The sequence below is a fragment of the Bacillus sp. FSL M8-0071 genome, from assembly GCF_037975455.1.
In the GTDB taxonomy this organism is placed as follows: Bacteria; Bacillota; Bacilli; order Bacillales; family Bacillaceae; genus Bacillus; species Bacillus subtilis.
Genome location: NZ_CP150256.1, coordinates 2,233,072 through 2,259,063 on the forward strand (window position 1 = coordinate 2,233,072; position 25,992 = coordinate 2,259,063).

Genomic DNA, 25,992 nt, shown 5'->3' on the forward strand with positions numbered 1-25,992 from the left:
TCACTCCCCAAACAAAGCATGGATTGCTTTACGCTGAGAAGTTTGTCTCATCAATGATTCACCGATAAGTACAGCTCGCGCCCCATGTTCATTGACAAATGTTAAATGTTCTAAAGAACCAATTCCGCTTTCGCTGACAAGCAAGGATTCTTTCGGAACGAGAGATGCGATTTGTTCTGTCTGCTTTACAGATGTTTCAAACGTTTTTAGGTTTCGATTATTTACGCCGAGAATGTCGGGTGTGAACACTTTCAATATTTGTTCTAGCGTTGATGCATCATGAACCTCCACTAACACGTCCATCCCCTTTTCACCTGCTTCAAGATATAATTCATGAAGGTGTAAGGGATCAAGCACCTCGCCGATTAACAATATGGCATCCGCTCCGATTCTTCTTGATTCCTCTACTTGAAGAGAATCAATAATAAAATCTTTTCTAAGTACAGGAATCGAAACAGCACGCTTTACGTCTGATAAATAGCTGTTTTCCCCTTGAAAAAACGGGGTGTCTGTTAAAACGGAAATCGCATCTGCCTTCGCAGCTTCATAGTCTTTTGCAATCTGAACAGGCACAAAATCCTCTTTAATAAGCCCTTTTGACGGCGATGCTTTCTTCACTTCGGCAATCAACCCGATAAACCGATTCGGGCTTGCCAGCGCCTCCTTAAATGAACGTTTCTCGAAAGGCTGCTCTACCGGCAAAACCAGTGTTTTCACTTCTTCTTTCTTTTGTTTGATGATTTTTTCAAGCATAGATCTCTTCCTCTTTCTGCTTTAGTCGTTCAAGCTGCGCGGCAGCGCCTCCGCTTGTAATCGTCTCTAACGCCAGCTCCGTTCCTTCCTTCAGTGAGGCGGTAATTCCCGCCGTGTAAATCGCAGCTCCCGCATTAAAAGCCGTAATAGATAAAGCGGAACTGCTGCTTTTATTTTCAAAAATATTCTGAATGAGATAGGCGCTCTCTTTCGGTGACTGCACCTGTAAATCTTCAAGTCTGCCATTTGTGAAACCGAAATCTTCGGGTGAAACGGTATATTCCCGGCGCTCTCCGTCCTTTAATTCAATCACGTCGGTCGGTGCTGTAATTGAAAGCTCATCTAAACCGTCACGGCTTGATACAAACATGACGTGCTTCGGCTGAAACGTCTCCATTGCGCTTGCCATCAGTCCAGCTTTTTCAACAGAATAGACCCCAATCACCTGACGCTTCGCCTGTAAAGGATTGCTGAGCGGCCCAAGCAGATTAAATACCGTTCTGAAACCTAGCTCTTTTCTAGTACCTGCTACATGTTTCATAGACGAATGGTAAAGCGGCGCAAAAAGAAATCCCATGTTGTTTGTTTCAATGCTGCTTTTGACCTTTTCGGGAGTGGTTTGAATAGAAACCTCTAGCTCCTCTAAAACATCAGCGCTTCCGCTTTTAGAAGAGACAGAGCGATTGCCATGCTTAGCGATTTTCGCGCCAGCTGCCGAGGCAACAATTGCCGAGGCCGTTGAGATATTAAAAGTGGAAATACCGTCTCCCCCTGTTCCGCATGTATCAACAATATCAGGAAGTCCATCGACTGTAAGAGCGTGTGCCCGCATTGCCTTCACAAAACCCGCAAGCTCATCTGGCGTCTCCCCCCGATGAGCAAGAATAGACAATATACCACCCATTTCAGAAGGAGTCATTTCCGCTGCCATCATCATATTCATCAGCGTTTCAGCCTCACCGGCAGTAAGGGTTTTTCCATCAACGCACAATTGTAGAAATCTGTTCATCAGCTTTATCCTCCTTGCTATGAAACATGTCTTCTGCAATATGAATCGTTTTCAGCAACGCACCGGCTTTATTACAGCTTTCTTCGTATTCGGCTTCCGGAACAGAATCAGCAACAATGCCAGCACCTGCCTGTATCGATGCAACGCCGTTCTTTACACTCATCGTGCGAATCGTAATACAAGAGTCGATATTCCCGTCAAACCCAATGTAGGCAATACATCCTCCGTATGTCTCTCTCGGTGTTGGCTCGAGCTCTTGCAAAAGCTGCATGGCACGGATTTTGGGTGCGCCTGTTAAAGTCCCCGCCGGGAAAGCAGACATCAGTGCATCGACAGGATGAACCCCTTTTTTCAATCGGCCTGTAACCACCGAGATAATGTGCATGACATGTGAAAAGGAAACAATTTTTGTGAACTCCGGCACAGAAACAGAACCATACTCTGCTACTCTGCCGATATCGTTTCGGGCAAGATCAACGAGCATGTAATGCTCCGCTTTTTCTTTTTCATCCTTCATGAGTTCAACCTTCAGTCTCTCATCTTCAGCTTTGTCTGCACCGCGTTTTCTCGTACCGGCAATCGGATGGATTTCTAAGTGCCCGTCTTGAACGTGTATTAACCGTTCCGGAGAGCTGCCGACTATTTCTCTGTCTAGCAGTTTCATATAATACATATACGGCGAAGGATTGACGATCCTAAGCACTCGGTATAACTCAAAAGCATCTGCTTTTATCGGCACCTCAAATTTTTGTGATAAAACACCCTGGAAGATATCGCCTGCTTTTATATAGCTTTTGATTTTTTCTACATCAGCCATAAAAGCCGATTTTTCATAATTAGAATATACCGTCTCAAAGCTGGGTGTCTTGTATGAATCAGCAGAGAGAAACAGCTCTTTTATGTTTTTTTGGTCCATCATTTTTTCGATGAGATTTTGGAGCTCCAGATGATTTTGATGGAATACATCCATTTTTTCGTTTTCTGTTTCCTCTCCATTAAGCCTTGCATATTGGATAAAGTGGACGTTTTTGGTTTCATGATCATACGCAATTAATGTCCGGCAAACAAACAGCATGCACTTTTCCATGTCTGTTTCTTTTGTATGCGAAGGAACAGAAGGCTCAATCAGCGGGATCATATCATAGCTTAAGTACCCGACAGCTCCGCCGACAAAAGGAATGCCAAGCTGAGGTGTTTTGATTTTGTATGTGGTATTCATCCAGTTCAGCACTTCTTTTAGTTCATTTGCTGTGTAAAGAGATTTGCTGTCCTGATCAGCGGCCGAAAAACGGCCCTGCTCTTCTTTAATTGTGAGAAATGGATTCAGGCCGATAAATGAATATCTGGACCAAGTGGATGTATCTTCCTTGCTTTCAAGAAGATACGTAATCTCCCTGTCAAGCTTCTCTATCATTTGAATGGGTGTCAGTGTATCGACTGTGAAGGTCTCCACAATCGGTATCGTGTGGTGGGACAAGCTGTCCTCTAAAAATGCGGAAATGTTTGATTGGAAATTCATTGCTCTCACTCCTTATGGCAAGGAGAATGAGAAGATGGCATGAGAGGATAAAATACTATATAACAAATAAACCCAAAAGAAAGACTTCTTTTGGGTAGAATAAACATAATGTCTCAGCTCAACTAAACTCATTCTCTGCTACCCTATTCTCTAACTCAACTCATTCTAATTGCTTTATACACACTCTTGTGTATTTCTAAGCTGTTCTTATCGTATTACAATTCAGTATTTTTTGTCAATGATAAATCGGGCCTCAATACGACAGCTTTTTCTAAATATACATGTCTGATCTGATCCTGAGGGACATCTGTCTGGACCGTCATCATGACTCTTATGCACTTTTTCAGACCGCCTGTTACGTCCATTTCCTGCATACATGTTACCGGTACATACTGCCATCCTGAAAGCTCGCGAACAGCTTTTGCCGGGAAAACAGCGTGCAAATCAGGTGTAGCCGACAGAAGCATTTGAACAACATCTTCCGGTTTTGTATGATTTTCTTCTATGATTTTCTCTAACAGCTGTTTAGTTTTTTGTAAAATTTCTTCTTCAGTATCCCGTTCAACTGTAGTTGCTCCGCGAATTCCGCGAATCATCATGATGTCTCCTCCAATCGCCATTTGTTCAGCCAGCTCTCAAGTTCATTTCTGGAAAATGTATGATCAGCAACTTTCCCTAATTCGTTGAGCACAATAAACTGAATCTTCCCGCCACGGGTTTTCTTATCATTCTTCATACGGTCCAAGAGAACCGAAGTTTCCGTCTCTTTTCTGATTTGACTTGGATAACCCAGGCTTTTTAGCCAGCTGACCAAACGTTTTCTGTCCATTTCACAGCCTACAGTCTTTTCGCTTATATATAAAGCAAACTGCATTCCGAGGGCTACGGCATCACCGTGAGTGATCTGCCCGTATCCATATTCCGCCTCAACGGCATGACCGAGCGTATGCCCGAAGTTTAAGTAAGCTCTTATCCCCTCTTCTTTTTCATCCTGCTGAACGACAGACGCTTTAATTGAAATGCCTTTAAAAATCATGTCATTCAGCTGATCATTAGTGATATCACGCAGTGAGTGGATATTCAGCAGCTCCTCCAGAAACGCTCTGTCATAGATAAAAGCGTGTTTAATCACTTCTGCCATTCCGGACCTAAGCTCTTTTTCAGGCAGAGAACGCAGGAAATCTGTATCATAGAGCACGGCTTTCGGCTGATAAAACGCACCGATTAGATTTTTTCCAAGCGGATGGTTCACGGCTACTTTTCCTCCGACTGCGCTGTCATGCGCCAAGAGCGTCGTAGGCATTTGGATGAAATCAATGCCGCGCATAAAAGTGGCAGCCACAAAACCGGCAAGATCCCCTACAACACCGCCACCGAATGCGATGATGCATGAGGAGCGATCCAAATGAAAACGAATCGCTTCACTCTGCAATTTTGTGTACATGTCCATGGATTTTGCCTGCTCTCCACTCGGTACCGTCACTTTTTTCACAGGCCATTTATCTTGCAGCAAATGGAGCATTTCATCACCATACAGGCGGTCCACTTCTTCATCCGTGACAAGCATAATCCTTGTTAAAGGCCTGTTTAAAGAGGTTAATAGTTCGCAAGCCTTTTTTCTGATACCTTGTCCGATAAAAACAGGATATGACGAGGAAGCAGTTTGAACATGCAGTGTCTTCATTAAAATTCCCTCGACAGTTTTCTCATATTCTCCACATTTTCTCTAATGCGGTCAATTTGATCTAATCCGAATTGTTCAACGACTGCGTTCGCAATTTCCCAAGCGACAGCCGCTTCAGCGACTACACTTGCCGCAGGAACAGCACAGCTGTCTGAACGTTCAATGCTGGCAGAAAACGGTTCTTTCGTTTCAATATCGACACTTTTCAGCGGTTTATACAAAGTCGGAATCGGCTTCATGACTCCGCGGACAACAATCGGCATCCCTGTCGTCATGCCGCCTTCCAGTCCGCCAAGTCTGTTAGTAGCACGGGTGTATCCTTTTTCCTCGTCCCAAATGATCTCGTCATGGACTTCGCTTCCATTTCGCCCTGCCGCCTCAAATCCGATGCCGAATTCCACACCTTTAAATGCGTTAATTGACAGTACAGCGGCAGCAAGCTTGCTATCCAGCTTGCGGTCATAATGGACATAGCTGCCCACGCCTACCGGCATTCCCTCGACAATGACTTCTACTATTCCGCCGATGGAATCTCCGTTTGCCTTTGCTTCATCAATGGCAGCCATCATTTTTTTGCCTGCCTCTTCATCGTAGCATCTGACAGGAGACTCTTCCGTTACGCGCTGCAGGTCTTCAATTGACGTATATTCTGTTTTTTCAGCTTTAACAGCGCCAATTTGCAACACGTGGCCCGCCACCTTAATGCCAAGCTCAGAAAGAATCTTTTTAGCTACAGCCCCTGCCGCCACTCTGACAGTTGTTTCCCTTGCTGAAGAACGCTCAAGCACATTTCTCATATCACGATGATTATATTTAATTGCACCGTTTAAGTCAGCGTGCCCAGGTCTAGGTCTGGAAATCTGGCGCTTCATTTCCTTTTCTTCATCTTCTGTAATTGGAGCGGCGCCCATGATTTTTGTCCAATGCTTCCAATCGTTATTTTCAACTACGAGAGCAATTGGTGAACCGAGTGTACGTGCATGGCGCACCCCGCTCATAATTTTGGCCTGGTCTTTTTCGATCTGCATGCGGCGGCCGCGGCCGTGTCCTTTTTGGCGTCTGGCAAGCTCAAAATTGATATCTTCCTCCGTTATGTAAAGCCCGGCAGGTACACCCTCAATAATGGTTGTCAGTTGGGGGCCGTGTGATTCTCCGGCTGTTAAATATCTCATGACTTCTTCTCCCTTCATCGCATTAACGCTTTTAAGTAAGACTACTATAACATATTTTTCAGCAAAAAGTCAGTCTATCTTTTTTGATAAAAGAATGTATCGGCTGGGACTAGGCCAAATTTCTCGGGATTGAAGATTTGCTCGGTGCTGCCGACAAAAAGAACTCCATTCTTCTTCAAGCTATGTGCCATTTTTAAATACAGCTCTTCCTTCGCGCTTTCTGTAAAATAAATAAATACATTGCGGCACACGATTAAGTCAAAGTCTTGTTCATAACGATCCGCCAGCAAATTGTGCTTTTTGAATGTAATATTCTTTTTGATTTCCGGTTTTACTTCATAACTTCTATTTGCGTTTTGCGTAAAATAACGATCTTTCACAGATAGCGGCACTTCCTGTAAAGACCGCTCCTGATAAACGCCTTTTTTCGCTTTTTCCAATGCTTTTTCATCAATATCCGTCGCCAAAATCTGATAGCCCGGAAGACCTTTTTGCTGGTCCAAAAGCATGGCAAGCGTGTATGGCTCCTCCCCCGTTGAGCAGGCGGCACTCCAAATCTTTAAAGGCCTAGAGGTCTTGATTAACGGCAGAATTGCAGTCTCAAGAACTTCCCACCTTTTATAATTACGATAAAATTCTGAAACATTGATCGTCATTCTGTCCAATGTTTCATTTAAGAGAGCTTGATCCTTTTCCAATGCCGCCGCAAAGTCCTTAAAGCTTTGGAAACCCTTTTTCTCATAAAGTGACGTTAGCCTTCTCTTCATTTGTGCTTCTTTATATAGTGTCAAATCGACTCCGGTTAATTGTTTCCATTTCGTTGTAAATACGCTGTATGTATCCATCTCTACTCTCCCAGTCTCGCTGTCTTTTTGTCCTAGTATAGCTTGTTTTATCAGGAAATTGTATTGTTTCAATAAAAAAATCAGCTTTTCAGCTGATTTTAGATCGTTGGGAAAGGCAGAGGTCTGATGCACACTGCCATTCAACCCTTTATTCACTTTAATGTAAACCTTTACAAAACAGATCAAAAACCGGCGGCGTTATATGATGCCGGCTCTGTTACTTATTTTCACAATGATTAATAGATCCAGCCTGCCATAAGCTGCTGATATGATACTAATTCTTCATTCTTAAAGAAAATGTTAATCTCGCGTTCTGCACTTTCGAGAGAATCAGAGCCGTGGATGATGTTTTTTCCGACAAACATGCCATAATCCCCACGAATCGTACCAGGTAAAGCTTCTTTAGGGTTTGTTTTCCCGATCAGCTGTCTCGTCACTTCAATGACATTTTCGCCTTCCCACACCATTGCGAATACAGGTCCTGAAGTAATAAACTCAACGAGCTCTCCGAAGAAAGGCTTTCCTTGATGTTCGGCGTAGTGTTTCTCAGCCATTTGTTCAGTCACTCTCATTAACTTGGCGCCAGCTAATTGTAAGCCCTTACGTTCGAATCTAGATAAAATGTCCCCAATGAGCTGACGTTGGACACCGTCTGGTTTCACCATGATAAAAGTCTTTTCCATCATATTCTCCACCCCATCATTATGTATGTATAGGCTTTCACACTGCACACCGAAATCGTAACATCTTTCTGATAATTAATCAATCCGGGGCGGAGAAATTTCTTAATATCTACAAAAATTAAAATTTTCTTTTACCGATATATTTTGCGATGGCTGCAAGAGACGAGCGTGCGCGCCCTCGAGGAAGCGTGTTTAATTTCTGAAAAGCTTTCTGCAGATACATTTCGCTTACTGCCATAGATGCTTCAATTGCATCTGTTTTTTTGATTTCTTCAATGATTGGTTCAAGCTGTTCCTGCGTTGTCTCACTGTTAATCAATTTAAGCTGGTTTTTTAATGCAGGATTTTTCAGGGCATACAGCACTGGCAATGTGACGTTTCCTTGAAGCAAATCTCCTCCTACGGGTTTACCCAGCTCTTCCTCAGTTGAAGTAAAATCAAGAATATCATCAATAATCTGATAAGACATGCCGACGTAATACCCAAACCAGTACAATGCCTTATGAATCTTCTCATCAGCTCCAGACGCAATGGCACCAAGCTGGCAGCTGACCGCGATCAAGAGAGCTGTTTTTCTTTTGATACGGCGGAGATACGTTCTGAGATTTTGTTCCATGTTGTATTTGTCTTTGATCTGCTCAATTTCCCCTAGACAAACTTCAACGATCGTCTGTGACAAAATCCTATGGGCTTTCGGTTCGTTAATTCTCGTCATCATTTCAAGAGATCCCGCAAGCATATAATCGCCTGTGTACATCGCAATACGATTGTCCCACTTTGCTTTGATTGTCGGTTTTCCTCGGCGAAGCTCTGCATCATCAATGACATCATCATGAACCAAAGATGCCATGTGAATCATTTCCAGAGTGACGGCGACATATTTAATCTTATTAATATCGTAATCGCCAAACATGCCAGAAAGCAGCACGAAAACAGGCCGAATACGTTTCCCTCCGGCCTGCAGCAGGTGAAGACCTGCCTCGCTTAAAAGCGGGTAATCGGAACGTACGGTTTGTTCAAGTTCTCTTTCGATTACATCAATATCGTCATTTAAAAAAGAGTAGGCCATTTTAAATTTCATATCATTCACCCAAACATCTGTGTTTTCATTTCCATCCGATATGCGTGGCAGCGACTCCGCCAGTAAACGAATGATATTTAACATTTTTCAGGCCCGCCTCTTCAAACAGGCCTGCCAGTTCCTTCATTCCAGGGAAATCTCTGGCTGATTCTTGAAGCCAAGAATATTCTTTATAGCTCTTCGCAAACAGTTTCCCGAAAAACGGCATAATATACTTAAAGTACATAAAGTAAGCCTGTCTGAATCCGAACATTTCCGGCTGGGACGTTTCCAGACATACCACCTGCCCGCCCGGCTTCACTACACGTCTCATCTCTTTCAGTACAGTCAAGTAATCAGGGACATTGCGGAGTCCGAAGCCAATGGTGACATAATCAAATGTATCATCATCAAAAGGAAGCTCCATCGCATTTCCGTGCAGCAGTTCAATTTGGCTGAATCCGCCGTCTTTTACTTTCTGCTCGCCGACACTCAGCATATTTTCACTGAAATCCAAGCCCTTGATCTCGCCGCTTTTGCCGGCCGCTTTTGCAAGAGCGATCGTCCAGTCAGCCGTTCCGCAGCAGACATCAAGTGCTTTTGCGCCTTCTTTTACATTCATGATGCGCATCGTTTTGTCGCGCCATTTTTTATGCTGCTGAAAACTGATGACAGAGTTCATTTGGTCATAGTTTTTATATATTTTTTCAAATACTCCGTGTACGCGCTGTTCTTTTGAGTCCTGCATAATGGTTTACCCTTCTTCCACTTTCTGATGATAGGTTTGATCTTGGCTGATTGTCTTCAGACGGTTTATTAAAATGTTCTGAATAGGTGAATTTAGAGGCAGAAGTGACTCAATGCTGTTTTTCGCTTTTTTAAAACAATCTTCTAATATCTCTTCTTTTGTTTTTCCCAGCTGTATAAAACTGCCGATCACATCCAGAAATGCATCATTTCCGTTCATAAGCCGCTTAAATACAAAAAAATCACTCGACAGCTTTTTCCAGCGCGGAAGGTTGAAGTGTTCCGCCACACGATGGAATAAAGCTGATTCAACGATGCCGACACTTTCGAAAAAATCGTTTTCGTCCTTGAAAGAACGGTCATATAGACGAATTTTATGTTCGTTGATTTCTTTAATGGCTGTAGCAAGCGTCCGAATCATGTAGATATCCTTCATTTCAGATAGTAAAGAGTAGTACAGCCCGCTGAAATAATCGCCCGCGAGAACAGTCAATTGGCGGTTTTTGTTTTCGTCTCGTTTTATGACTCTAGCTGTCGTCACTTCATCATGGGTATCAAGGGCGCTTTGTACAAGCATCGCTGTTACAATATAATTTTCTCTGTCGTTGTTTTTTATGTCGGCTTCTTCAAATAAAGCATGAAAAAGAAGAAGCTTATCCTCATCAATTTTCGGCGCAGAAATATGCTTCGCTAAATAAGGATGAGACAGCTTTTGTTTTAATTTCGTGTTCAGATTGGCTAAAGTTCCGTAGATGTCTTGCAAAAATATCACCCTTGTCCCCAAATTCACATTTATTTCTTAATCTATGTATGAGTTTTATCTTTTCATTCGCTTACGCAGGTATCATTATAGCATAAAAAAAAGAAATTGGCTGTATCCTCCCGCTGTTTGCGAGCATTTGCTTTTAACAGCGGGGACAGCCAGCTTATTTTTTTTCGCTTTTCATTTCTCCGTACGCGGTTTGAATCAGTGCCTCTCCTCTGACTTTAATGGCAGAAGTATGCTCTGTAAACTGAGCGATGATCACTTCTCCCTTGTCGAGTTTTTCGGAATGGTGAAACTTTGTGTCTGTTCCTCTTGTCAGGCCGATCACATTCACTCCGTCCTCAACGGCTTTAATGACGACAAAATCACTTGAATGCTTTTGGTTCATTTATAGCACCCTCTATCTTTATTAGTCCTGGCGTTTAATATGTTCCAATACTTCTGCACGGGCAGCGGCATCATCTTTAAAAACACCTCTGACTGCTGAAGTCACAGTTTTCGCACCCGGTTTTCTTACACCGCGCATCGTCATGCACATGTGTTCCGCTTCAACCACTACCATTACGCCATGCGGATCAAGCGTTTCTACGATGCTTTCTGCAATTGTAGAAGTGATGCGTTCCTGAAGCTGCGGGCGCTTTGCAACGGCTTCAACGGCACGTGCCAGTTTGCTGAGCCCTGTGACCTTTCCGCCTCGCGGGATATATGCAACATGTGCTTTTCCATAAAAGGGAACAAGGTGATGCTCACACATAGAATGAAATGCGATATCTTTTACAAGAACAAGCTCCTCATGGTTTTCACCGAAGATAGTATGGAAATGTTCTTTTGGATCTTCATTCAAGCCGGAGAATACTTCGGCATACATCTTTGCGACTCTTTTCGGAGTATCAAGAAGCCCTTCTCTATTCGGGTCTTCTCCGATCGCTTCTAAAATTTGACGAACAGCTTGTTCGATTTGCTCTTTATTAACTTCTTTCATGTTCTATGTCCTCCACCAATGAATACATTTAATTTCGATTCTAGCACATATGCCCCGCTAAAAGCAAAGTGAATGCCCTGTCAGGAAGCCCATGCTCTTGAAATATGAAAAGCCCCTTAGAAAGGGGCTTTTCTGTGAAGAAATAAAGTGTATGTAAGCTAGATGCATACACGATCTATATTCACAATTATTTTCCGGCAACTGCGTCTTTAAGCGCTTTACCTGGTTTGAAAGCAGGTACTTTGCTTGCTGGAATTTCGATTTCTTCACCTGTTTGAGGATTGCGTCCTTTACGTGCAGAACGTTCACGCACCTCGAAGTTACCAAAACCGATCAGTTGGATTTTATCACCGTTTTTAAGTGCATCTAAGATCGTATCAAAAACAGAGTCAACTGCTTTTGTAGCGTCTTTTTTAGACAATTCGCTTGCTTCTGCAACCGCATTGATAAGTTCTGTTTTGTTCATGCCTTTCACCTCCTCCCAAAAGGATACATTCAGTTCGTTTATTATCATTTCTTCACAGTTCAGTCTGATTCTAAACCTGTCTCAGAAAAAAATGAGAGCAAGTAAGAGAAAGACAATTAAACGGCTTTTTAAGAAAAACTGCACTCTGAGGAATGTTTGTCCAACAAAGTGAAGAATTTCTGTATGTAGAGTAACACATATAAAAAGCCATATCAAGCATTTTAAAGCGTCAATCCCTTGCTCGTCAAGGATTTAAGGTGATTTACCGAACGAATATTCCTTTTTTTCCTTTTTTCATCCTATTCCTTGATCCTTTTCCATTATTAAGAGCAAAGAAAAAAGACCTCCCATTCTATAAAGAGGTCTACCGGTATTACAGGATGATGGCGATTAAGCCGCCAGAGCCTTCGTTTATGATTCTTTCTAATGTTTCTTTTAATTTATACCGTGCGTTTTCAGGCATCAATGACAGCTTTGCCTGAATCCCTTCTCTCACAATTGAGCTCAGCGACCTTCCGAAGATATCGGAATTCCAGATGGAGAGCGGATCATCCTCAAAGTCCTGCATTAAATAGCGTACAAGCTCTTCACTTTGTTTTTCCGTTCCGATAATCGGGGCGAATTCGCTTTCGACATCTACTTTGATCATATGGATCGACGGAGCGACAGCTTTCAGCCTCACACCGAATCGCGAGCCCTGCCTTATAATTTCCGGCTCATCGAGACTCATATCAGCTAAAGCAGGCGCTGCAATGCCGTATCCCGTCTGTTTGACCATTTTTAAGGCATCAGACACTTGATCATATTCTGTTTTCGCATGGGCGAAGTCTTGCATGAGCTCAAGCAGATGGTCTCTTCCTCTGATTTCGACGCCCACAACTTCTTTTAGGATTTGATCATATAGATGATCAGGCGCGTACAAATCAATTTCTGCCACCCCTTGGCCCAGCTCAATTCCGGCTAATCCGGCACTTTCAATGAATTCAAACTCGCTGAATTGGCCGACAACCCTGTCTACGTCCCGGAGCCGTTTAATATCCTTAACCGTTTCCTTCACGGACTCCTGATAGCTTTCACGCAACCAATGGTTTTCTTTCAGCACCATTACCCAGCTTGGGAGATTGACATTCACTTCTAGCACCGGAAACTCGTAGAGGGCCTCTCTGAGCACACTCAGCACATCTGATTCCCGCATGCTCTCTACACTCATTGCCAATACCGGGATATCATATTTTTCGCTTAAATCCTGGCGCATGGCTTCCGTTTCCGGGTGATACGGCCTGACTGAGTTGATGACCATAATAAAAGGTTTGCCAACCTCTTTCAGCTCTTCAATGACTCTTTCTTCAGCCTCTATATAGTCACTTCTGGCGATATCTCCAATGGTGCCGTCTGTCGTAATGACAACTCCGATGGTCGAGTGTTCTTGAATGACTTTTCGTGTGCCGATTTCAGCAGCCTCATGAAATGGGATCGGTTCTTCGTACCAAGGCGTATTGATCATCCGCGGCCCGTTTTCATCTTCATATCCTTTAGCGCCGGGCACTGTGTAACCTACACAATCTACTAATCTTATATTCACATCGAGTCCGTCTGACACATGAACAGACATCGCCTGATTCGGAACAAATTTAGGCTCTGTAGTCATAATGGTTTTGCCGGCTGCGCTCTGCGGCAGTTCATCCTGCGCTCGGGCCCGGTCTGCTTCGTTACTGATATTCGGGAGCACCACAAGCTCCATAAATTTTTTAATGAACGTGGATTTTCCTGTACGGACAGCACCTACGACTCCTAAGTATATATCGCCTCCTGTTCGTTCAGCGATATCCTTGAAAATATCGATCTTTTCCAAGTGATCCCCTCCCGGACTTCCTATCCTTTTCAATTTTATTAAGCTCTTTCAATCAAACACAGGACACTATATGTGTATGACGTTGTCCTATTTGAATATGACATCTTTAGAAAATTTCTCATCCTCAATCTATTAATATAAAAAAACCTTTCTCCCTATTTGTATGCAAGGGAGAAAGGTTCATTCCTTTTTCATATCATTTTCTAAAAAAACAGGTTCCTGTTTGTCATTTACCGTATATTTTACAGAAAACGCGGGGACAAAGGGGGTTTCATGCCAAATCATATCCTGGATTTCAGTCCCGGGTTTAAACGTTTTTTTGCTTTTTTTGAGGCAAGAAGCCAGCTCAGTCCGGTAATCGGCATATATTTCTCCGTCTCCGTCAATCATAAGCGGCAAGGAATTCCCTGAGATTGGGCTTGTCACTGTAAGAGAGCTGCCATCCCCAAGCTTCTTCTCATCGAGTGTAAATAAATCACGAGATAGCACATCCTTGTAAGGCGGATATTGATGCTCCTGACGGTACATTTGGATGCGCAATTTCACATCGCGAATTTTTTCTGCCATCTTTAGATCAATTAATTTAACAGTCGGATCGTTCTCTACGTCAACAAGCACGTATTGATAGTCTCCCCCGCTTTCAAATGCCGTACTTGGAGGTTCAGCTATGTACCTTGGCGCTAACCGATTAAAGTCTATCGGATATTTTTGATATAGCGGTGTCGACATATCTTTGGTTTGAATGGGAAGCAGGCCTCCATTTGCCTTTTGAAATTCATCAACAGCAGATTGAACCTGCTTTAGCTGGTCTTGATAAGGAATGGCATGCACACTGCTTTTCCGTTCATTTGGATATAAACATCCGGATAAAAACACGACTGCCGCAAAAATAATTGCGCACTTCAGTTTACCCATACAGCACTTCCTTTTACAGCTTTATTCATTGACAGGGCCGCTAAAAACCACGACAAACACAATAATTCCAGATATGAGCATACACATGTATGCGAATGATGAAATCGCAATCTTCAAAAAACGGTTTTGGCACTTAAAGCGGCTTAAATAGATGGAAGCTACAGCCAAAAACATCAGACCCATGGACCCTAGAGCAAACCACATTTTCATCAATGCCAGACTCAATGACGTGCGCCTCCCCGATATGTATGATGTAAGCGTTATATTATATTTTAATATACAGCGCCGGAAAAGATCAACCAGATTTTCCATCCTTTGATAGAACAAAAAAAACTGAAGCAAAGAGGGGGACCTTCGCTTCAGTCAACTTGACTATATTCACCTGCACGTTTAAGAAACACTCTCTTGGACTTCGATGCTATAGTATGCGACTTGGCATACAGATGCATCCTCTATTGCCTAAATCGGCAAAATGTTTCAGGAGATCCCAAGACTTGGGTGTTCTTCTGTTTTTCGGGCTTTCGTTCAATTAGGATATGCGATCCATCATTTGATTGACACTTTTACTTCACTGATTTTCAAACGTATTTACCAAATCCTCCATCTCGTGGGTTTTCCCTCTCGCCATTAAAGATTCAACAGCGGTTTCCACTTTTTGTCCATTGAATAGAACCTGATGGAGAGCTTCTGTAATCGGCATTTTAACATCATATTTCTTCGAAAGCTGATAAGCCGCTTTCGTCGTGCGAACGCCTTCGACTACCATTCCCATCTCTTCAAGAACATCTTCAAGCTTGTACCCTTTTCCGAGCAAATTGCCCGCGCGCCAGTTTCTGGAATGAACACTTGTGCACGTCACAATCAGATCGCCTACTCCTGTCAATCCAGAGAACGTCAAGGGATTTCCGCCCATTTTCGTTCCGAGTCTCGCGATTTCAGCAAGTCCGCGTGTAATCAAAGCAGCTTTGGCATTGTCGCCGTACCCTAAACCATCTGTAATTCCTGCAGCAAGGGCAATAATATTTTTTAAAGCCCCTCCGATTTCAACTCCGATAATGTCAGGATTTGTGTATACCCGAAAATTGTGATTAATAAATAGATCCTGCACCTCTTCTGCTGCCCTCATGCTCTTTGAAGATGCAGTAACAGTTGTGGGGTGCCGCAGCCCTACTTCTTCCGCATGACTCGGGCCGGAAAGGACAACAATATCTTTTCTGACATCACTCGGGAGCTCAATTTCCATAATTTCAGAAATGCGCAGAAGTGAATCTGGCTCGATACCCTTGCTGACATGAACAAAGACTGCCTTTTTCGTTATAAAAGGGACAGCCTGTCTCAGCACTTCCCGAATTGCTTTTGTTGGAACAGCAACGATAATGAAATCCGCGTCTGAAACAGCTGTCTTCATATCCGTTGTTGCCTCTATTGATTCTGGAAGCTTGACGTTCGGCAAATAATCTTTATTTTCATGCTGATCATTGATTTGATGGATCAGATCATCACGGTGCCCCCACATGGTTACACCGTGATGATTATCAGCTAACACTAAAGCCAGTGCTGTTCCCCAGCTCCCCGCTCCGAGCATTGTGACTTTTTTCATATTTGCTTCACACCTTTTTATTTTCTAGCTCTTGCAAATATTTTGATTGGTGTCCCCTCAAAACCGAACGCGTCTCTGATTCGGTTTTCTAAAAACCGTTCGTATGAAAAATGCATCAATTCCGGATCGTTTACAAACACAACGAAGCTTGGCGGCTTTACCGACACTTGAGTCGCATAGTAAATCTTCAAACGAGAACCGTTATGAGTCGGTGTCGGGTTCATTGCCACAGCATCCATGATGACATCATTTAAGACGTTCGTCTGAACTCGAAGTGAATGATTTTCACTCGCTTTAATAATCGCAGGCATCAGCGTATGAATCCGTTTTTTCGTTAAGGCAGACATAAATAGGATTGGCGCATAATCCAGAAATTGAAAATGATCGCGAATATTTTCTTCAAATTCTTTCATCGTGCTCTCATCTTTGTCAACAGCATCCCATTTGTTTACGACGATGACGACGGCCTTGCCCGCTTCGTGTGCATAACCGGCGATACGCTTGTCCTGTTCAATAATGCCTTCTTCGCCATCCAGCACAACCGCCACGACTTCTGAGCGGTCAATCGCTTTTAGCGCCCGCAGTACACTATACTTCTCAGTCGTTTCATAGACTTTCCCTTTTTTTCGCATACCTGCAGTATCGACAATGACAAACTCCTGCTGGTTGTAAGTAAATGACGTATCAACAGCATCTCTTGTCGTTCCAGCCACGTTGCTGACAATAACGCGTTCTTCGCCGAGCATCGCATTCACAAGTGAGGACTTTCCGACATTCGGACGTCCGATCAGACAGAATTGAACAACTTCCTCATTGTATTTCGTTTCTGGAATGTTTTTAAAATGCTCTGCAACGGCATCCAGTAAATCACCCAGTCCGAGTCCGTGTGTTCCCGAAATTGGATACGGCTCGCCAAAGCCTAGCGAATAAAAATCATAAATATTCGCTCTCATTTCTGTGTTATCCAGTTTATTAACCGCTAAAACAACAGGCTTTTTTGTGCGGTACAAAATTTTCGCCACTTCTTCATCAGCAGCTGTCACGCCTTCACGGCCGTTCACCATAAAAATAATCACGTCCGCTTCATCCATGGCGATTTCAGCCTGCTGGCGAATCTGCGCTAAGAACGGCTCATCACCGATATCAATACCGCCCGTATCAATCAAATTAAAATCATAATTCAGCCATTCAGCCGAGCTGTATATCCGATCCCTTGTCACGCCAGGGGTATCTTCTACTATTGAAATTCTTTCTCCCGCAATCCGGTTAAAGATTGTGGATTTTCCTACATTTGGTCTCCCGACAATGGCTACGACAGGTTTACCCATAGTACCCTTCCTTTCAATCCAGCCGCTTTCATTTTTACATAAATTTTCAACCGGTTATTAAAATCATTTCATTCACTTTTATGAAAAGAAACCCTTCAGAGGAAGGGCTTAACTCATTTATTATATCAGTTTTTACTGGGATCACAACTATTCTTAAAAATGTTTCACGATCAAATACACGTCATCTCCGATTCTGTGAGCTATTCCATCAAGGATCGCCTCAAGATTTTTAGCGAAAAGCTCCATCTCCTTTTGGTCATTGCAAAAAAAGACAGGTGCTCCCCCTGCAACCCGATTTCGATTTGTCGTGATTACAGACAAAATCACTTTCGTAAGAGATTCACTCATCCTATCACCTTATCCTGATTCTTGATAAATTCAGTCGGCATTCTAATCGCATTTTCCAGGGTTGGAACATTGCTAATAATTTGAACAGCCGTTTCGGGATGGTGAATTTGCGGGAGAACAAATACTGCCACTCTCCCATCATTTAAATCCCGTTTTGCAATTGGTGTCAAAGATGGCTCTCCTGAATCCCGATAAACCCCGAGCACATTGGAAACATCAAATAAAATGGCCTGACGCTGCCCTAAATTTGCTATCGTCGCTGCTGAATTAAAGTTTTTCGGCGTCAAAATAAAGCCCATGCCATGCTTTAAAATCAGTTCCTGTTTCTCTGGAAGCCCGATATTCATCATATAAATATTATCAACAAACAGTCCCGGACCGTCAAAGCGCGGCTTTATGTACTCGATATCTACAATATCCTTCAACACACTGCCCGACATAAACTTCATGGCCAGTAAAAAACAAACGACAGCCGCTATGACTGCAGCCCAGATGGATAAAAACACATACGCAGAGGTTGTCAAAAGCGCTGTAAAGATCACAATATAATTTCTGCTTTCAAACGCAATGGCAATCCCCTCAATATATGTGCTTCCCCTTGAGACAAGTTCATACGAATCCATTTGCGTCAATGTGTTCCGCTCCATGTTTCGGACATCTCTAAATTGCGTCGCTGCCAATGTTAAAAATGTGATGGCCGTAAATTCCTCCTGCAAAAGCGCCGGCATAATAATTGCACCTAAACCAGCCGCTATCAACCCCAGTGCGATGTGAATCACTTTCCCATGAACATAGGTCGGATACTGGCGGTAATCCGTTTTCAGCATATAAAGCCTTGTCGCAATTCCGGCAATGACCCCAGCAATAATCGGATAGATGTAATCACTCATGACATTTTGGTAGCTCCTTTGTTTGATCTTTTGCTTTTCTGACCAATCTGGCTTGCGAGGTGTTCGTATTTAGATATGCCAAACAGCAATATCATCCCCGCAGAACACGCATTCAGCCATTGAAAGCCGCCGACAGCCATAGCCCCGGCCAACTTCTGGATCACAAATGAATACACCAGTTCGCCTTGGCACATCCCTAGGACAAATAAGACAAGCTGCTTCTCAAAATTCCTTTCAACAGAAGCTGTTAAAAGCACTATTAATATAACAGCAGCCCACTCAGGTTTTATGATGAACCAAACCGGGTCATATAATGCAAAAAGATAAACAAACGCATACGCGGCAACAAGCGTCAGATAGACCATGATGTAACGAAAACGATACATTCCCAAATACCCGGCATAGACACATCCGCAAACGAAAAACATCAAATATGCAGCATTCAGGGAAAAATATAAAGCGATGTCATGTATGCTTAGAATAATATTAGTTAAAATAAAGACAGAGACGGCAATTCGTCTTTTCGTCTTTTCAAAAATAAATGTTGTCAGAACCCACAGAAACCACATTGACCAATAGTAATAAAATTGTTCCATTTTACTTCCTCCATATTCCCAGTATGGAGTTCAAGCACATTTTTTAAACAATCGATCTCACATTAAGGAGTATGATCATGGGAAAAGACAGACAAGAGAAAAAACTCAAAGCTTCAGGCAGAGTCGAATCAGACCGCGACCAGTCCATTCACTATGACGGAGCGACAAGCCTTGAACAAAACGGAAGATTCAAAAAGCGAAAATCATAATACAAAAAGCCCAAACCACATATGGTTTTGGGCTTTTATCATTTATCGCACACTATAGCTTGATGTATTGACCCCTCTCTCTGTGAGCCAATGATGGGTTTCACCTTTGATCACAAGGGGCGCCTTTTGTAAATCGGCAATTGTTCTGGCACCCAGCACGGTCATAATCAACTTTAATTCCTCAAGGATCAGCTGAATCTCCTCAAACAGTCCTTCCTCACCGCTGTCAGTCAGCGCTTTTAAAAAATGCCCTGCCATTCCGGTGCAAGAGGCCCCCAGCGCAATTGCCTTTGCCACGTCAAGCGCATCTTGCAGACCGCCAGAGGCGATCATGGTGCTTGCAGGAAACTCAGAGCGGATTTCCGCCAAACTTGCAGCTGTCGAAATGCCCCACGAATTAAAAAAGGAGATTTGCCGCTGTCTTCGGAGATTTTCGATTTTCGAGAAATTTGTTCCCCCGTAACCGCCAATGTCAACAGCTGCAGCACCAGCTTCATACAGCTTTCCTGCTGATGCTTTGCTCATACCGAAGCCGACTTCTTTCACAATGACCGGTACACTGACCCGGCTGCAAATTTGTTCAATGCGTTTCAATGCGCCGCTAAAGCTTCTGTCCCCTTCAGGCATCACAATTTCCTGAATCACATTGAGGTGGATCTGCAGTGCGTTTGCTCCAATCATCTCAACGGCTTCCTTTGCCTGAGTAGCCGTTGCCTCGCTTCCCAGGTTGGCAAAAATCAGCCCGTTTGGGTTTTCCTTTCGAACAATTTCATAGGAAAGACGCTCTGATGGATCTTTTAATGCTGACATTTGCGATCCCACAGCAAGGGGAATTCCAGCCTGAGAAGCCGCTCGCGCAAGCGATTTATTAATCTCATATGTAAGTTTTCCGCCGCCGCCAGTCATTGCATTGATAAAAATCGGCGAACTGCTTGAAAGTTCGCCGATTTTTGTGGAAATATCTACTTGTTCTAATGCAAGATCGGGCAGACTGACGTGAACAAACGTAATATCATCAAGACCTGTTTCCCGCTTCTGGCCGGTGGACAAGGCATGATTGATGTGTTGTCTTTTTCGTTCTGCTCGAGTCACGTTTATCACCAATTATTTTAGTTTATTCAGCTTATCTCCGATCAGATCTCCAAGCTGGAAGCCAGTGCTTGTTTCTTCCTTCGCTTGATATTGACGGTAATCTTCCTGGTCAGCTTTAGGCGTTTCTTCAAGTTCACGCATGCTTAATGAAATGCGCTCCTCATTTTCATTCACATCAAGAACCTTCACTTTTACAGTCTGTCCTTCTTCAAGGACTTCATGCGGCGTGCCGATGTGTTTATTGGAAATTTGAGAAATATGAACGAGACCTTCAACACCTGGAAGGATTTCAACAAAGGCACCGAAGCTTACAAGACGCTGTACAGTTCCTTCAAGCACATCGCCAGGCTTCACTTTTTCGCCGATTTGGCTCCAAGGTCCAGGCAGTGTATCTTTGATCGATAAAGAAATACGTTCATTATCACGGTCAACCGATAACACTTTCACTTTTACTTCTTGTCCCTCTTCAACAACGTCAGACGGCTTCTCTACATGAGAGTGGGAAAGCTGTGAAATGTGTACAAGTCCGTCGATGCCGCCAATATCAACAAACGCGCCAAAGTCAGTCAGGCGCTGTACTTTGCCATCAAGTACACTTCCAACTTCAAGAGACTGAAGAAGTTCTTGTTTTTTATTCGCTTGTTCACTTTCAACAACAGCACGGTGTGAAAGGATCACGCGGTTTTTATCACGGTCAAGCTCTACAACGAGCAGTGACAGTGTTTTTCCTTTATAGTCAGTGAAGTCTTCAACGAAATGTGCTTCAACAAGTGATGCCGGAATAAAACCGCGAACGCCGATATCAACGACAAGGCCGCCTTTCACGACATCTTTCACTTCAGCTTCAAACACTTCTTTTGTTTCAAATTTTTTCTCAAGGTCTTCCCAAGCGCGGTCTGCATCAACAGCACGTTTAGATAAAATCAAAGCATCGTCTTCCACTTTTGTTACTTTCAGGTCAAGCTCGTCGTCTACTTTAACAACATCCGATGCTTTCTCTACATGAAGACTTGATAATTCACTGATTGGAATAATACCGGATTGTTTGACATTGATAATTTCTACATCTACATGTTTGTCTTCTACCTTTGTCACAATCCCTTTAACTACATCTCCAACCTCTGGCACTTGAACATCAATTTGATTCATTTCCTCTGTCATTTGAATAACCTCCTTGGTCCAAACCTACACAGCTTAATTAAAACGGTTTGAAAGCTGAACATATAACATGCCCGCTTTTAGCCGAATATGTATTAAAGAATCATCCAAAAAAGTTTTTTGAATGATCAATAAAAAGTTTTATTAGTATTAACTTCTAATAAAAGGACAGGTTTGTCAAGCAATAACATTCTATCTTCGTTGAAAAATTCAAAAAAAGTGGCATTTGCCATCCTCAGCGGGACTTTTGCTCCACAGCCTCGAGGATTTTATCAGCTACCTCTTGAATGGAAAGCGATGTCGTGTCGATTTCAAGAGCGTCTTCTGCTTTACGCAGCGGAGATACTTCGCGCTCTGAATCAAGCTTGTCTCTTCTTGCAATTTCCTCAATTAATGTTTCGTAGTTGACATCAAAGCCTTTTTTCACATTTTCTTCATAACGGCGTTTCGCTCTCTCTTCCACAGATGCCAAAAGAAAGATTTTTACTTCTGCATTTGGCAGCACATGCGTCCCGATGTCACGACCATCCATGACGACGCCGCCTTTTTCCCCAAGCTGCTGCTGGCGTTTCACCATTTCTTCTCTGACACTTCTGTGCTTGGCCGCAATTGAAACTTGGTTGCTGATTTCATCTGTTCTGATCGCCTCAGTTACATCGGTGCCGTTTACAAACACTTTTTGTCCATCTTTTGTTGTAATCAGCTCAATGTCTGTCCGCTTTAGCAGCTCAGCCAGTTTTTCTTCATCTGTCAGATCAACGTTTTCCTGTAAAGCCGCGTACGTAATCGCCCGATACATCGCTCCTGTATCAATATATATGTACGATTTTTTCTCAGCCACAATTTTGGCAACGGTGCTTTTCCCCGCAGCTGCCGGGCCGTCGATTGCAATCGATAATTTCTTTTCCATAATTCCTCTCCTTGCTCTTTTCTCCTCTAAGGATTGTATCACGAACTTTATGAAAAAGGGTGAAAAATTGATGAATAATTAATGTTTGAAGGTTTCAATCCTATTGTTTTCCTCCATTTTATCCACCCCTTCATATTGAATCACTTTTGATACGTATGGTTCAATATGCTGATAGTGAAAAAGAAATTGGACACCAAGTAAAATGATGGCCTGAATGAACAATAATTTGATCAGCAGCCGTTCAAATGTTTTCATTGGAGCACCTCCATTACAAATAGTATGGAAGTGTTTGCCGATGTTTATTCCATTCGGGCCTTTCTTCTCTTATTTAACTGGCGCCTGATGCAGTATTGAAGCAAAGCCTGCTGGTCACCTGCTGCAATTTCTGAATACTCTAAAGTCATTTTTCGTTTTTCTGACTTGGGGTCATTAAAGATTCGTCTGACAACTGCTTCTGTTTCTATTTGACGTGTGTGCTCCTCTTCAGGAAGACGGATGATCAGGCGCAATGATTCCCCCGATTGAAAAGAAAGGCCATCAGCTAAAACCACGGCGATGCCGCCTGCACTGATGTTATAGGATAGTGTGCGGATCTCTTCTTCATTTCCCGGCTGAATTTGCACATCTAATACCGCATCAGTTCTTACATATTGGCGGCGCTGGATTCTTTTCATTTTTTCACGGGGAGGCATTTCAAGACAGATCATTTGAAGTTTGTCCTTCACTTTACCTTTTATACGGCTTATAAAGCGATAAGGAACTTCGTCTTTTCCCACAAACTCTACCGTTACTTCCATATCGTTATGTAAAATCACAGTTCGCCCTGTAACTACATCAACAGGATACGCGATCAAAAGTTCATTGTTTTCGATGCTGACCGCCTTGCTTTTTGCCTTTTTCAATTCATTTTCTTCTATATATTCTAAGAGTACAGTTTCTCCAATCTCTATCATTGACTTCACTCTTTCGCATTCAATATACTCACGTTTTTATTAAAGCACGTAATGAAAAAAAGGAAAAGACATTTAGTCCTTTCCTCCTGTTTTTTATAGGTCTTTATATATAGGTTCTGCATTTTTTAGTTTTTCAACCTTTTCTTCCGATCCGTCTTTGGCATTGATATACATTCTGAATGTGTCATTTTCAATTGTCCCAAGCATTTCGTAGCATAACACTTCTTGACCTAGTTCATTTGTAATCAAAGCGAGCCTTGTTTCTCTCACTTGTACATTTTTATTTAATTTAGACTTTGCCTCTGCTTCAGTAATTGCAGGCTTAGGTATGGTTCTTTTTCTGTGAGATGTGAGGAAGTCTCTTGCTGAAAAGCCGACAACCTCACCGTCATCCAAGGCCACTTTCATACGAATTGCCTCGGGGTACATCCGGACTTTATTTTCAACAGGAACATATGAAAATACACCGATTTTATCATATTGGGCACTTTCATCAATTTCCAAATCATCTGTTTCAAATCCGTTTTTCTTTAAAAATGCAAGCGCTCGGTTCGATCCGTCATTTAAACTGATTTTCTGATCTTTCACTTCTCTGTTTTGGATCAAGTATACCGGATGCCCGCCCTTCTTCGTAATATCCATATAAATCACTGCTTTATGGTCTGGGTCTTTCATGCTGATGCTATATACATCGCGATTTGTTTTTTTTCCGCTCTTTACCACTTTAATTGAATAATTGTCATCTGGGGCAAAGCGCTCAGCAATTTGTTTTGCTTCCTGTTCGGAAATTTGTTTTCCCTTCAGATGGCTGAAGCCTTTCTCTTCTTTTTTCGTACTGGTGAAACTCGGGCCAAGATCAGTGCCAGTGGAGAATGCACCAACATTTTTTTCGACTGTTTTAAAGCTGTTGATAATCGTATTATCACTTTGTTTTTCGTCAGAAGCCAGAGCCATTTCTACGTCCATCCAGCGAAGGTTTTTGCTCATGACAAGGTGCTGAACATGACGCAATTCATTTTGTATATCTTCGGACTGCTGATATAGCTTATTTAGTGATGTATACTCGTTTTTATCAAGCGGCTTTTGGTCCAAATCTCTGACTGACGTTTTATAGCTGAAATCGCCGATCTTTGATAATAGCTCTTCAGTTTTATTAAACGGCATTAATGTAAGCGGCAGCTGACTGACGCTGTTATGAGCTTCTGATGTAATCCTCCACACATCGATCAATGCAGGCGACAGTGATTTTTGGCTGTTCATGGCAAGTGTTGTTCCGATTTTATCATGAAGCTGATCCACCTGATAGGTAAGCTCATGAAACGCCCGCTGATAGTTATTTTCAGCATGAAGAAGAACTGCGTCTTTTTCCTGGTGTTCTTTGTATCCCCAGTAGCCTGTACCGACTATTGCAATACCAAGCACGGCGATTAAAATTCCTCTGATCATTTATCACACCTCTTTTTATGCTTTCTCATATCTGCTACTCACAGAAAATGTGTTTACCGATTCTTTTAATCTGCGGACGCCCCCAAATCCACGGACTTGTAGCCGTATCCGGATTAAAGTAGTAAAGTGCTTCCTCTGATGGGTCCCAGCCATTGATGGCATCCAGCACTGCTTCTCGTGCCGTTTCATTCGGCTGCATGTAAATTTGTCCGTCGGCTACTGCTGTGAAGGCAAGCGGCTCAAAAATAACCCCCGCTACTGAATTTGGAAATAACGGGCTGTTCAAACGGTTTAAAATGACTGCTGCAATAGCAACCTGCCCCTCGTACGGCTCGCCCCGGGCTTCGCCATAAACCGCTTGAGCAAGCAGCCTGATATCGTTGTTGGAAAATCCACCAGGCATGTTCGCTGCTACCGCATCCTGTTTTCTTGCTTTTGCTGGTGTATTGTTTTGCTGTTTATTCGCATTCGCTTTAGGCTGCTGCGTTGTTTTTTCCGCAGGCTGTTTCTGCCGTGCTTCTGCTTGTTGTCTTGCCTTTTGTGTTGCTGCTTTTGATGGTTTCGTCTGATACTTTAGCGGAATTTTTCCGTAATGCGTGAATGTATTCCCTTTATTGAGCTGTTCCATGACATATTCACGATAGTATTTTGATTTACATATTAAGGTTTGCTTTGTTTTAGCTCCTACAAGGCCGTCAACCTCTTTTAACCCGAATTGATCCTGAAAATTTCGAACTGCCCAGTACGTCCCCCATCCATAAACCCCGTCAATTTTTCCGTTATAATATCCGTTGTATTGAAGACGCGCCTGAAGTTCGACCACATCATCCCCTGTTGCCCCTCTTTGAATGACCTGATTCGAAAAGGCAGAGATCGTTTCAGTATTAATAAACGTCGTTATTGTAAAGGAAAAAAGGATGAGACATGCCATAATCGATCCTTTGGACTTCATCTTTTCAAGCCTCCTACTGCAAATTTTTAAGTGTAATCGTATTTTCTGTAACGAGGT

30 protein-coding genes are annotated in these 25,992 nt (G+C 42.8%); 1 reads left to right on the forward strand and 29 read right to left on the reverse strand.

Features of this window, described 5'->3' with window-relative positions:
* From trpC to MKX71_RS11350, 22 genes are all read right to left on the reverse strand, one after another.
* Nucleotides 1-753, reverse strand: coding sequence for an indole-3-glycerol phosphate synthase TrpC (gene trpC / locus MKX71_RS11245; RefSeq protein WP_015714170.1), 753 nt, complete (start codon nucleotides 751-753; stop codon nucleotides 1-3).
* Entirely contained in the window at nucleotides 746-1,762 is a 1,017-nt protein-coding gene (gene trpD / locus MKX71_RS11250; protein ID WP_339231092.1) for an anthranilate phosphoribosyltransferase, read from the reverse strand. The genes trpC and trpD overlap by 8 nt, the downstream gene beginning before the upstream one ends.
* Entirely contained in the window at nucleotides 1,734-3,281 is a 1,548-nt protein-coding gene (gene trpE / locus MKX71_RS11255) for an anthranilate synthase component I (protein ID WP_339231095.1), read from the reverse strand. Before trpE ends, trpD begins: the two co-directional genes overlap by 29 nt.
* 215 nt (nucleotides 3,282-3,496) lie before the next feature.
* A complete protein-coding gene (gene aroH, locus MKX71_RS11260; RefSeq protein ID WP_004398675.1) occupies nucleotides 3,497-3,880 on the reverse strand; it encodes a chorismate mutase in 384 nt (127 codons plus the stop codon).
* A complete protein-coding gene (gene aroB, locus MKX71_RS11265; protein WP_220396717.1) occupies nucleotides 3,877-4,965 on the reverse strand; it encodes a 3-dehydroquinate synthase in 1,089 nt (362 codons plus the stop codon). Before aroB ends, aroH begins: the two co-directional genes overlap by 4 nt.
* Nucleotides 4,965-6,137 (reverse strand): chorismate synthase, encoded by a 1,173-nt coding sequence (aroC, locus tag MKX71_RS11270; protein WP_004398727.1) that lies wholly within the window; start codon nucleotides 6,135-6,137, stop codon nucleotides 4,965-4,967. Before aroC ends, aroB begins: the two co-directional genes overlap by 1 nt.
* 74 nt (nucleotides 6,138-6,211) lie before the next feature.
* On the reverse strand, nucleotides 6,212-6,982 hold the full coding sequence (gene cheR / locus MKX71_RS11275) for a protein-glutamate O-methyltransferase CheR (RefSeq protein WP_014477188.1): 771 nt from the start codon (nucleotides 6,980-6,982) through the stop codon (nucleotides 6,212-6,214).
* Between the two features lie 236 nt (nucleotides 6,983-7,218).
* Complete coding sequence (gene ndk / locus MKX71_RS11280; protein WP_010886554.1) at nucleotides 7,219-7,668, reverse strand: nucleoside-diphosphate kinase; 450 nt, start codon at nucleotides 7,666-7,668, stop codon at nucleotides 7,219-7,221.
* A gap of 115 nt (nucleotides 7,669-7,783) precedes the next feature.
* Nucleotides 7,784-8,746: a heptaprenyl diphosphate synthase component II gene (gene hepT / locus MKX71_RS11285; protein ID WP_003246013.1), complete on the reverse strand. Its 963-nt coding sequence runs from the start codon at nucleotides 8,744-8,746 to the stop codon at nucleotides 7,784-7,786.
* 25 nt (nucleotides 8,747-8,771) lie between these two features.
* Nucleotides 8,772-9,473, reverse strand: a complete 702-nt coding sequence (gene menG, locus MKX71_RS11290; protein ID WP_003230580.1) for a demethylmenaquinone methyltransferase — start codon at nucleotides 9,471-9,473, stop codon at nucleotides 8,772-8,774.
* A 6-nt stretch (nucleotides 9,474-9,479) separates the two neighbouring features.
* Nucleotides 9,480-10,235 carry a heptaprenyl diphosphate synthase component 1 gene (hepS, locus tag MKX71_RS11295; RefSeq protein WP_004398550.1) on the reverse strand — a complete coding sequence of 252 codons (756 nt, stop codon included), beginning with the start codon at nucleotides 10,233-10,235 and terminating at the stop codon, nucleotides 9,480-9,482.
* Between the two features lie 163 nt (nucleotides 10,236-10,398).
* Complete coding sequence (gene mtrB, locus MKX71_RS11300; RefSeq protein ID WP_003230576.1) at nucleotides 10,399-10,626, reverse strand: trp RNA-binding attenuation protein MtrB; 228 nt, start codon at nucleotides 10,624-10,626, stop codon at nucleotides 10,399-10,401.
* A gap of 21 nt (nucleotides 10,627-10,647) precedes the next feature.
* Nucleotides 10,648-11,220, reverse strand: a complete 573-nt coding sequence (gene folE, locus MKX71_RS11305) for a GTP cyclohydrolase I FolE (protein ID WP_339231099.1) — start codon at nucleotides 11,218-11,220, stop codon at nucleotides 10,648-10,650.
* A 187-nt stretch (nucleotides 11,221-11,407) separates the two neighbouring features.
* Nucleotides 11,408-11,686: a non-specific DNA-binding protein Hbs gene (gene hbs, locus MKX71_RS11310; protein ID WP_003153447.1), complete on the reverse strand. Its 279-nt coding sequence runs from the start codon at nucleotides 11,684-11,686 to the stop codon at nucleotides 11,408-11,410.
* Nucleotides 11,687-12,059: 373 nt separating this feature from the next.
* Nucleotides 12,060-13,538, reverse strand: coding sequence for a stage IV sporulation protein A (gene spoIVA / locus MKX71_RS11315; RefSeq protein WP_339231102.1), 1,479 nt, complete (start codon nucleotides 13,536-13,538; stop codon nucleotides 12,060-12,062).
* Between the two features lie 180 nt (nucleotides 13,539-13,718).
* The gene (locus MKX71_RS11320) at nucleotides 13,719-14,453 is read right to left on the reverse strand and encodes a hypothetical protein (RefSeq protein WP_003230571.1); all 735 of its coding nucleotides are present in this window, start codon (nucleotides 14,451-14,453) and stop codon (nucleotides 13,719-13,721) included.
* A 21-nt stretch (nucleotides 14,454-14,474) separates the two neighbouring features.
* The gene (locus MKX71_RS11325; RefSeq protein WP_029317982.1) at nucleotides 14,475-14,678 is read right to left on the reverse strand and encodes a DUF2768 domain-containing protein; all 204 of its coding nucleotides are present in this window, start codon (nucleotides 14,676-14,678) and stop codon (nucleotides 14,475-14,477) included.
* Between the two features lie 343 nt (nucleotides 14,679-15,021).
* Nucleotides 15,022-16,053 (reverse strand): NAD(P)H-dependent glycerol-3-phosphate dehydrogenase, encoded by a 1,032-nt coding sequence (locus MKX71_RS11330; RefSeq protein ID WP_029317981.1) that lies wholly within the window; start codon nucleotides 16,051-16,053, stop codon nucleotides 15,022-15,024.
* Nucleotides 16,054-16,070: 17 nt separating this feature from the next.
* Nucleotides 16,071-17,381 carry a ribosome-associated GTPase EngA gene (gene engA, locus MKX71_RS11335; RefSeq protein ID WP_014480134.1) on the reverse strand — a complete coding sequence of 437 codons (1,311 nt, stop codon included), beginning with the start codon at nucleotides 17,379-17,381 and terminating at the stop codon, nucleotides 16,071-16,073.
* A 153-nt stretch (nucleotides 17,382-17,534) separates the two neighbouring features.
* Nucleotides 17,535-17,729, reverse strand: a complete 195-nt coding sequence (locus MKX71_RS11340) for a hypothetical protein (RefSeq protein WP_003230563.1) — start codon at nucleotides 17,727-17,729, stop codon at nucleotides 17,535-17,537.
* Nucleotides 17,726-18,619, reverse strand: coding sequence for a YIEGIA family protein (locus MKX71_RS11345; protein ID WP_003230562.1), 894 nt, complete (start codon nucleotides 18,617-18,619; stop codon nucleotides 17,726-17,728). Before MKX71_RS11345 ends, MKX71_RS11340 begins: the two co-directional genes overlap by 4 nt.
* On the reverse strand, nucleotides 18,616-19,215 hold the full coding sequence (locus MKX71_RS11350; RefSeq protein ID WP_003230560.1) for a hypothetical protein: 600 nt from the start codon (nucleotides 19,213-19,215) through the stop codon (nucleotides 18,616-18,618). Before MKX71_RS11350 ends, MKX71_RS11345 begins: the two co-directional genes overlap by 4 nt.
* 77 nt (nucleotides 19,216-19,292) lie before the next feature.
* Here MKX71_RS11350 and MKX71_RS11355 point away from each other — a divergent pair, with 77 nt between their 5' ends.
* Nucleotides 19,293-19,424: a YpzI family protein gene (locus MKX71_RS11355; RefSeq protein WP_003225499.1), complete on the forward strand. Its 132-nt coding sequence runs from the start codon at nucleotides 19,293-19,295 to the stop codon at nucleotides 19,422-19,424.
* Nucleotides 19,425-19,466: 42 nt separating this feature from the next.
* On the opposite strand, the gene fni is transcribed toward MKX71_RS11355, so the two are convergent.
* From fni to sleB, 7 genes are all read right to left on the reverse strand, one after another.
* A complete protein-coding gene (fni, locus tag MKX71_RS11360; protein ID WP_339231107.1) occupies nucleotides 19,467-20,516 on the reverse strand; it encodes a type 2 isopentenyl-diphosphate Delta-isomerase in 1,050 nt (349 codons plus the stop codon).
* Nucleotides 20,517-20,528: 12 nt separating this feature from the next.
* A complete protein-coding gene (gene rpsA, locus MKX71_RS11365; protein WP_014477197.1) occupies nucleotides 20,529-21,677 on the reverse strand; it encodes a 30S ribosomal protein S1 in 1,149 nt (382 codons plus the stop codon).
* A 232-nt stretch (nucleotides 21,678-21,909) separates the two neighbouring features.
* Entirely contained in the window at nucleotides 21,910-22,584 is a 675-nt protein-coding gene (gene cmk / locus MKX71_RS11370; RefSeq protein ID WP_003230555.1) for a (d)CMP kinase, read from the reverse strand.
* Between the two features lie 78 nt (nucleotides 22,585-22,662).
* Entirely contained in the window at nucleotides 22,663-22,839 is a 177-nt protein-coding gene (locus MKX71_RS11375; protein ID WP_003230553.1) for a YpfB family protein, read from the reverse strand.
* Between the two features lie 44 nt (nucleotides 22,840-22,883).
* The gene (gene dgrA / locus MKX71_RS11380; protein WP_339231110.1) at nucleotides 22,884-23,537 is read right to left on the reverse strand and encodes a cyclic di-GMP receptor DgrA; all 654 of its coding nucleotides are present in this window, start codon (nucleotides 23,535-23,537) and stop codon (nucleotides 22,884-22,886) included.
* A gap of 93 nt (nucleotides 23,538-23,630) precedes the next feature.
* Nucleotides 23,631-24,983 (reverse strand): germination protein YpeB, encoded by a 1,353-nt coding sequence (ypeB, locus tag MKX71_RS11385; protein ID WP_003230547.1) that lies wholly within the window; start codon nucleotides 24,981-24,983, stop codon nucleotides 23,631-23,633.
* 34 nt (nucleotides 24,984-25,017) lie between these two features.
* Nucleotides 25,018-25,935 carry a spore cortex-lytic enzyme gene (sleB, locus tag MKX71_RS11390; RefSeq protein WP_015714181.1) on the reverse strand — a complete coding sequence of 306 codons (918 nt, stop codon included), beginning with the start codon at nucleotides 25,933-25,935 and terminating at the stop codon, nucleotides 25,018-25,020.
* Nucleotides 25,936-25,992: the final 57 nt, after the last annotated feature.

What these genes read in the sequence shown, in the direction of transcription:
- trpC (WP_015714170.1), bottom strand. Translation starts at nt 753, where the DNA reads ATGCTTGAAAAAATCATCAAACAAAAGAAAGAAGAAGTGAAAACACTG.
- trpD (WP_339231092.1), bottom strand. Translation starts at nt 1,762, where the DNA reads ATGAACAGATTTCTACAATTGTGCGTTGATGGAAAAACCCTTACTGCC.
- trpE (WP_339231095.1), bottom strand. Translation starts at nt 3,281, where the DNA reads ATGAATTTCCAATCAAACATTTCCGCATTTTTAGAGGACAGCTTGTCC.
- aroH (WP_004398675.1), bottom strand. Translation starts at nt 3,880, where the DNA reads ATGATGATTCGCGGAATTCGCGGAGCAACTACAGTTGAACGGGATACT.
- aroB (WP_220396717.1), bottom strand. Translation starts at nt 4,965, where the DNA reads ATGAAGACACTGCATGTTCAAACTGCTTCCTCGTCATATCCTGTTTTT.
- aroC (WP_004398727.1), bottom strand. Translation starts at nt 6,137, where the DNA reads ATGAGATATTTAACAGCCGGAGAATCACACGGCCCCCAACTGACAACC.
- cheR (WP_014477188.1), bottom strand. Translation starts at nt 6,982, where the DNA reads ATGGATACATACAGCGTATTTACAACGAAATGGAAACAATTAACCGGA.
- ndk (WP_010886554.1), bottom strand. Translation starts at nt 7,668, where the DNA reads ATGATGGAAAAGACTTTTATCATGGTGAAACCAGACGGTGTCCAACGT.
- hepT (WP_003246013.1), bottom strand. Translation starts at nt 8,746, where the DNA reads ATGAAATTTAAAATGGCCTACTCTTTTTTAAATGACGATATTGATGTA.
- menG (WP_003230580.1), bottom strand. Translation starts at nt 9,473, where the DNA reads ATGCAGGACTCAAAAGAACAGCGCGTACACGGAGTATTTGAAAAAATA.
- mtrB (WP_003230576.1), bottom strand. Translation starts at nt 10,626, where the DNA reads ATGAACCAAAAGCATTCAAGTGATTTTGTCGTCATTAAAGCCGTTGAG.
- folE (WP_339231099.1), bottom strand. Translation starts at nt 11,220, where the DNA reads ATGAAAGAAGTTAATAAAGAGCAAATCGAACAAGCTGTTCGTCAAATT.
- hbs (WP_003153447.1), bottom strand. Translation starts at nt 11,686, where the DNA reads ATGAACAAAACAGAACTTATCAATGCGGTTGCAGAAGCAAGCGAATTG.
- MKX71_RS11320 (WP_003230571.1), bottom strand. Translation starts at nt 14,453, where the DNA reads ATGGGTAAACTGAAGTGCGCAATTATTTTTGCGGCAGTCGTGTTTTTA.
- MKX71_RS11330 (WP_029317981.1), bottom strand. Translation starts at nt 16,053, where the DNA reads ATGAAAAAAGTCACAATGCTCGGAGCGGGGAGCTGGGGAACAGCACTG.
- engA (WP_014480134.1), bottom strand. Translation starts at nt 17,381, where the DNA reads ATGGGTAAACCTGTCGTAGCCATTGTCGGGAGACCAAATGTAGGAAAA.
- MKX71_RS11340 (WP_003230563.1), bottom strand. Translation starts at nt 17,729, where the DNA reads ATGAGTGAATCTCTTACGAAAGTGATTTTGTCTGTAATCACGACAAAT.
- MKX71_RS11345 (WP_003230562.1), bottom strand. Translation starts at nt 18,619, where the DNA reads ATGAGTGATTACATCTATCCGATTATTGCTGGGGTCATTGCCGGAATT.
- MKX71_RS11350 (WP_003230560.1), bottom strand. Translation starts at nt 19,215, where the DNA reads ATGGAACAATTTTATTACTATTGGTCAATGTGGTTTCTGTGGGTTCTG.
- MKX71_RS11355 (WP_003225499.1), top strand. Translation starts at nt 19,293, where the DNA reads ATGGGAAAAGACAGACAAGAGAAAAAACTCAAAGCTTCAGGCAGAGTC.
- rpsA (WP_014477197.1), bottom strand. Translation starts at nt 21,677, where the DNA reads ATGACAGAGGAAATGAATCAAATTGATGTTCAAGTGCCAGAGGTTGGA.
- cmk (WP_003230555.1), bottom strand. Translation starts at nt 22,584, where the DNA reads ATGGAAAAGAAATTATCGATTGCAATCGACGGCCCGGCAGCTGCGGGG.
- MKX71_RS11375 (WP_003230553.1), bottom strand. Translation starts at nt 22,839, where the DNA reads ATGAAAACATTTGAACGGCTGCTGATCAAATTATTGTTCATTCAGGCC.
- dgrA (WP_339231110.1), bottom strand. Translation starts at nt 23,537, where the DNA reads ATGATAGAGATTGGAGAAACTGTACTCTTAGAATATATAGAAGAAAAT.
- ypeB (WP_003230547.1), bottom strand. Translation starts at nt 24,983, where the DNA reads ATGATCAGAGGAATTTTAATCGCCGTGCTTGGTATTGCAATAGTCGGT.
- sleB (WP_015714181.1), bottom strand. Translation starts at nt 25,935, where the DNA reads ATGAAGTCCAAAGGATCGATTATGGCATGTCTCATCCTTTTTTCCTTT.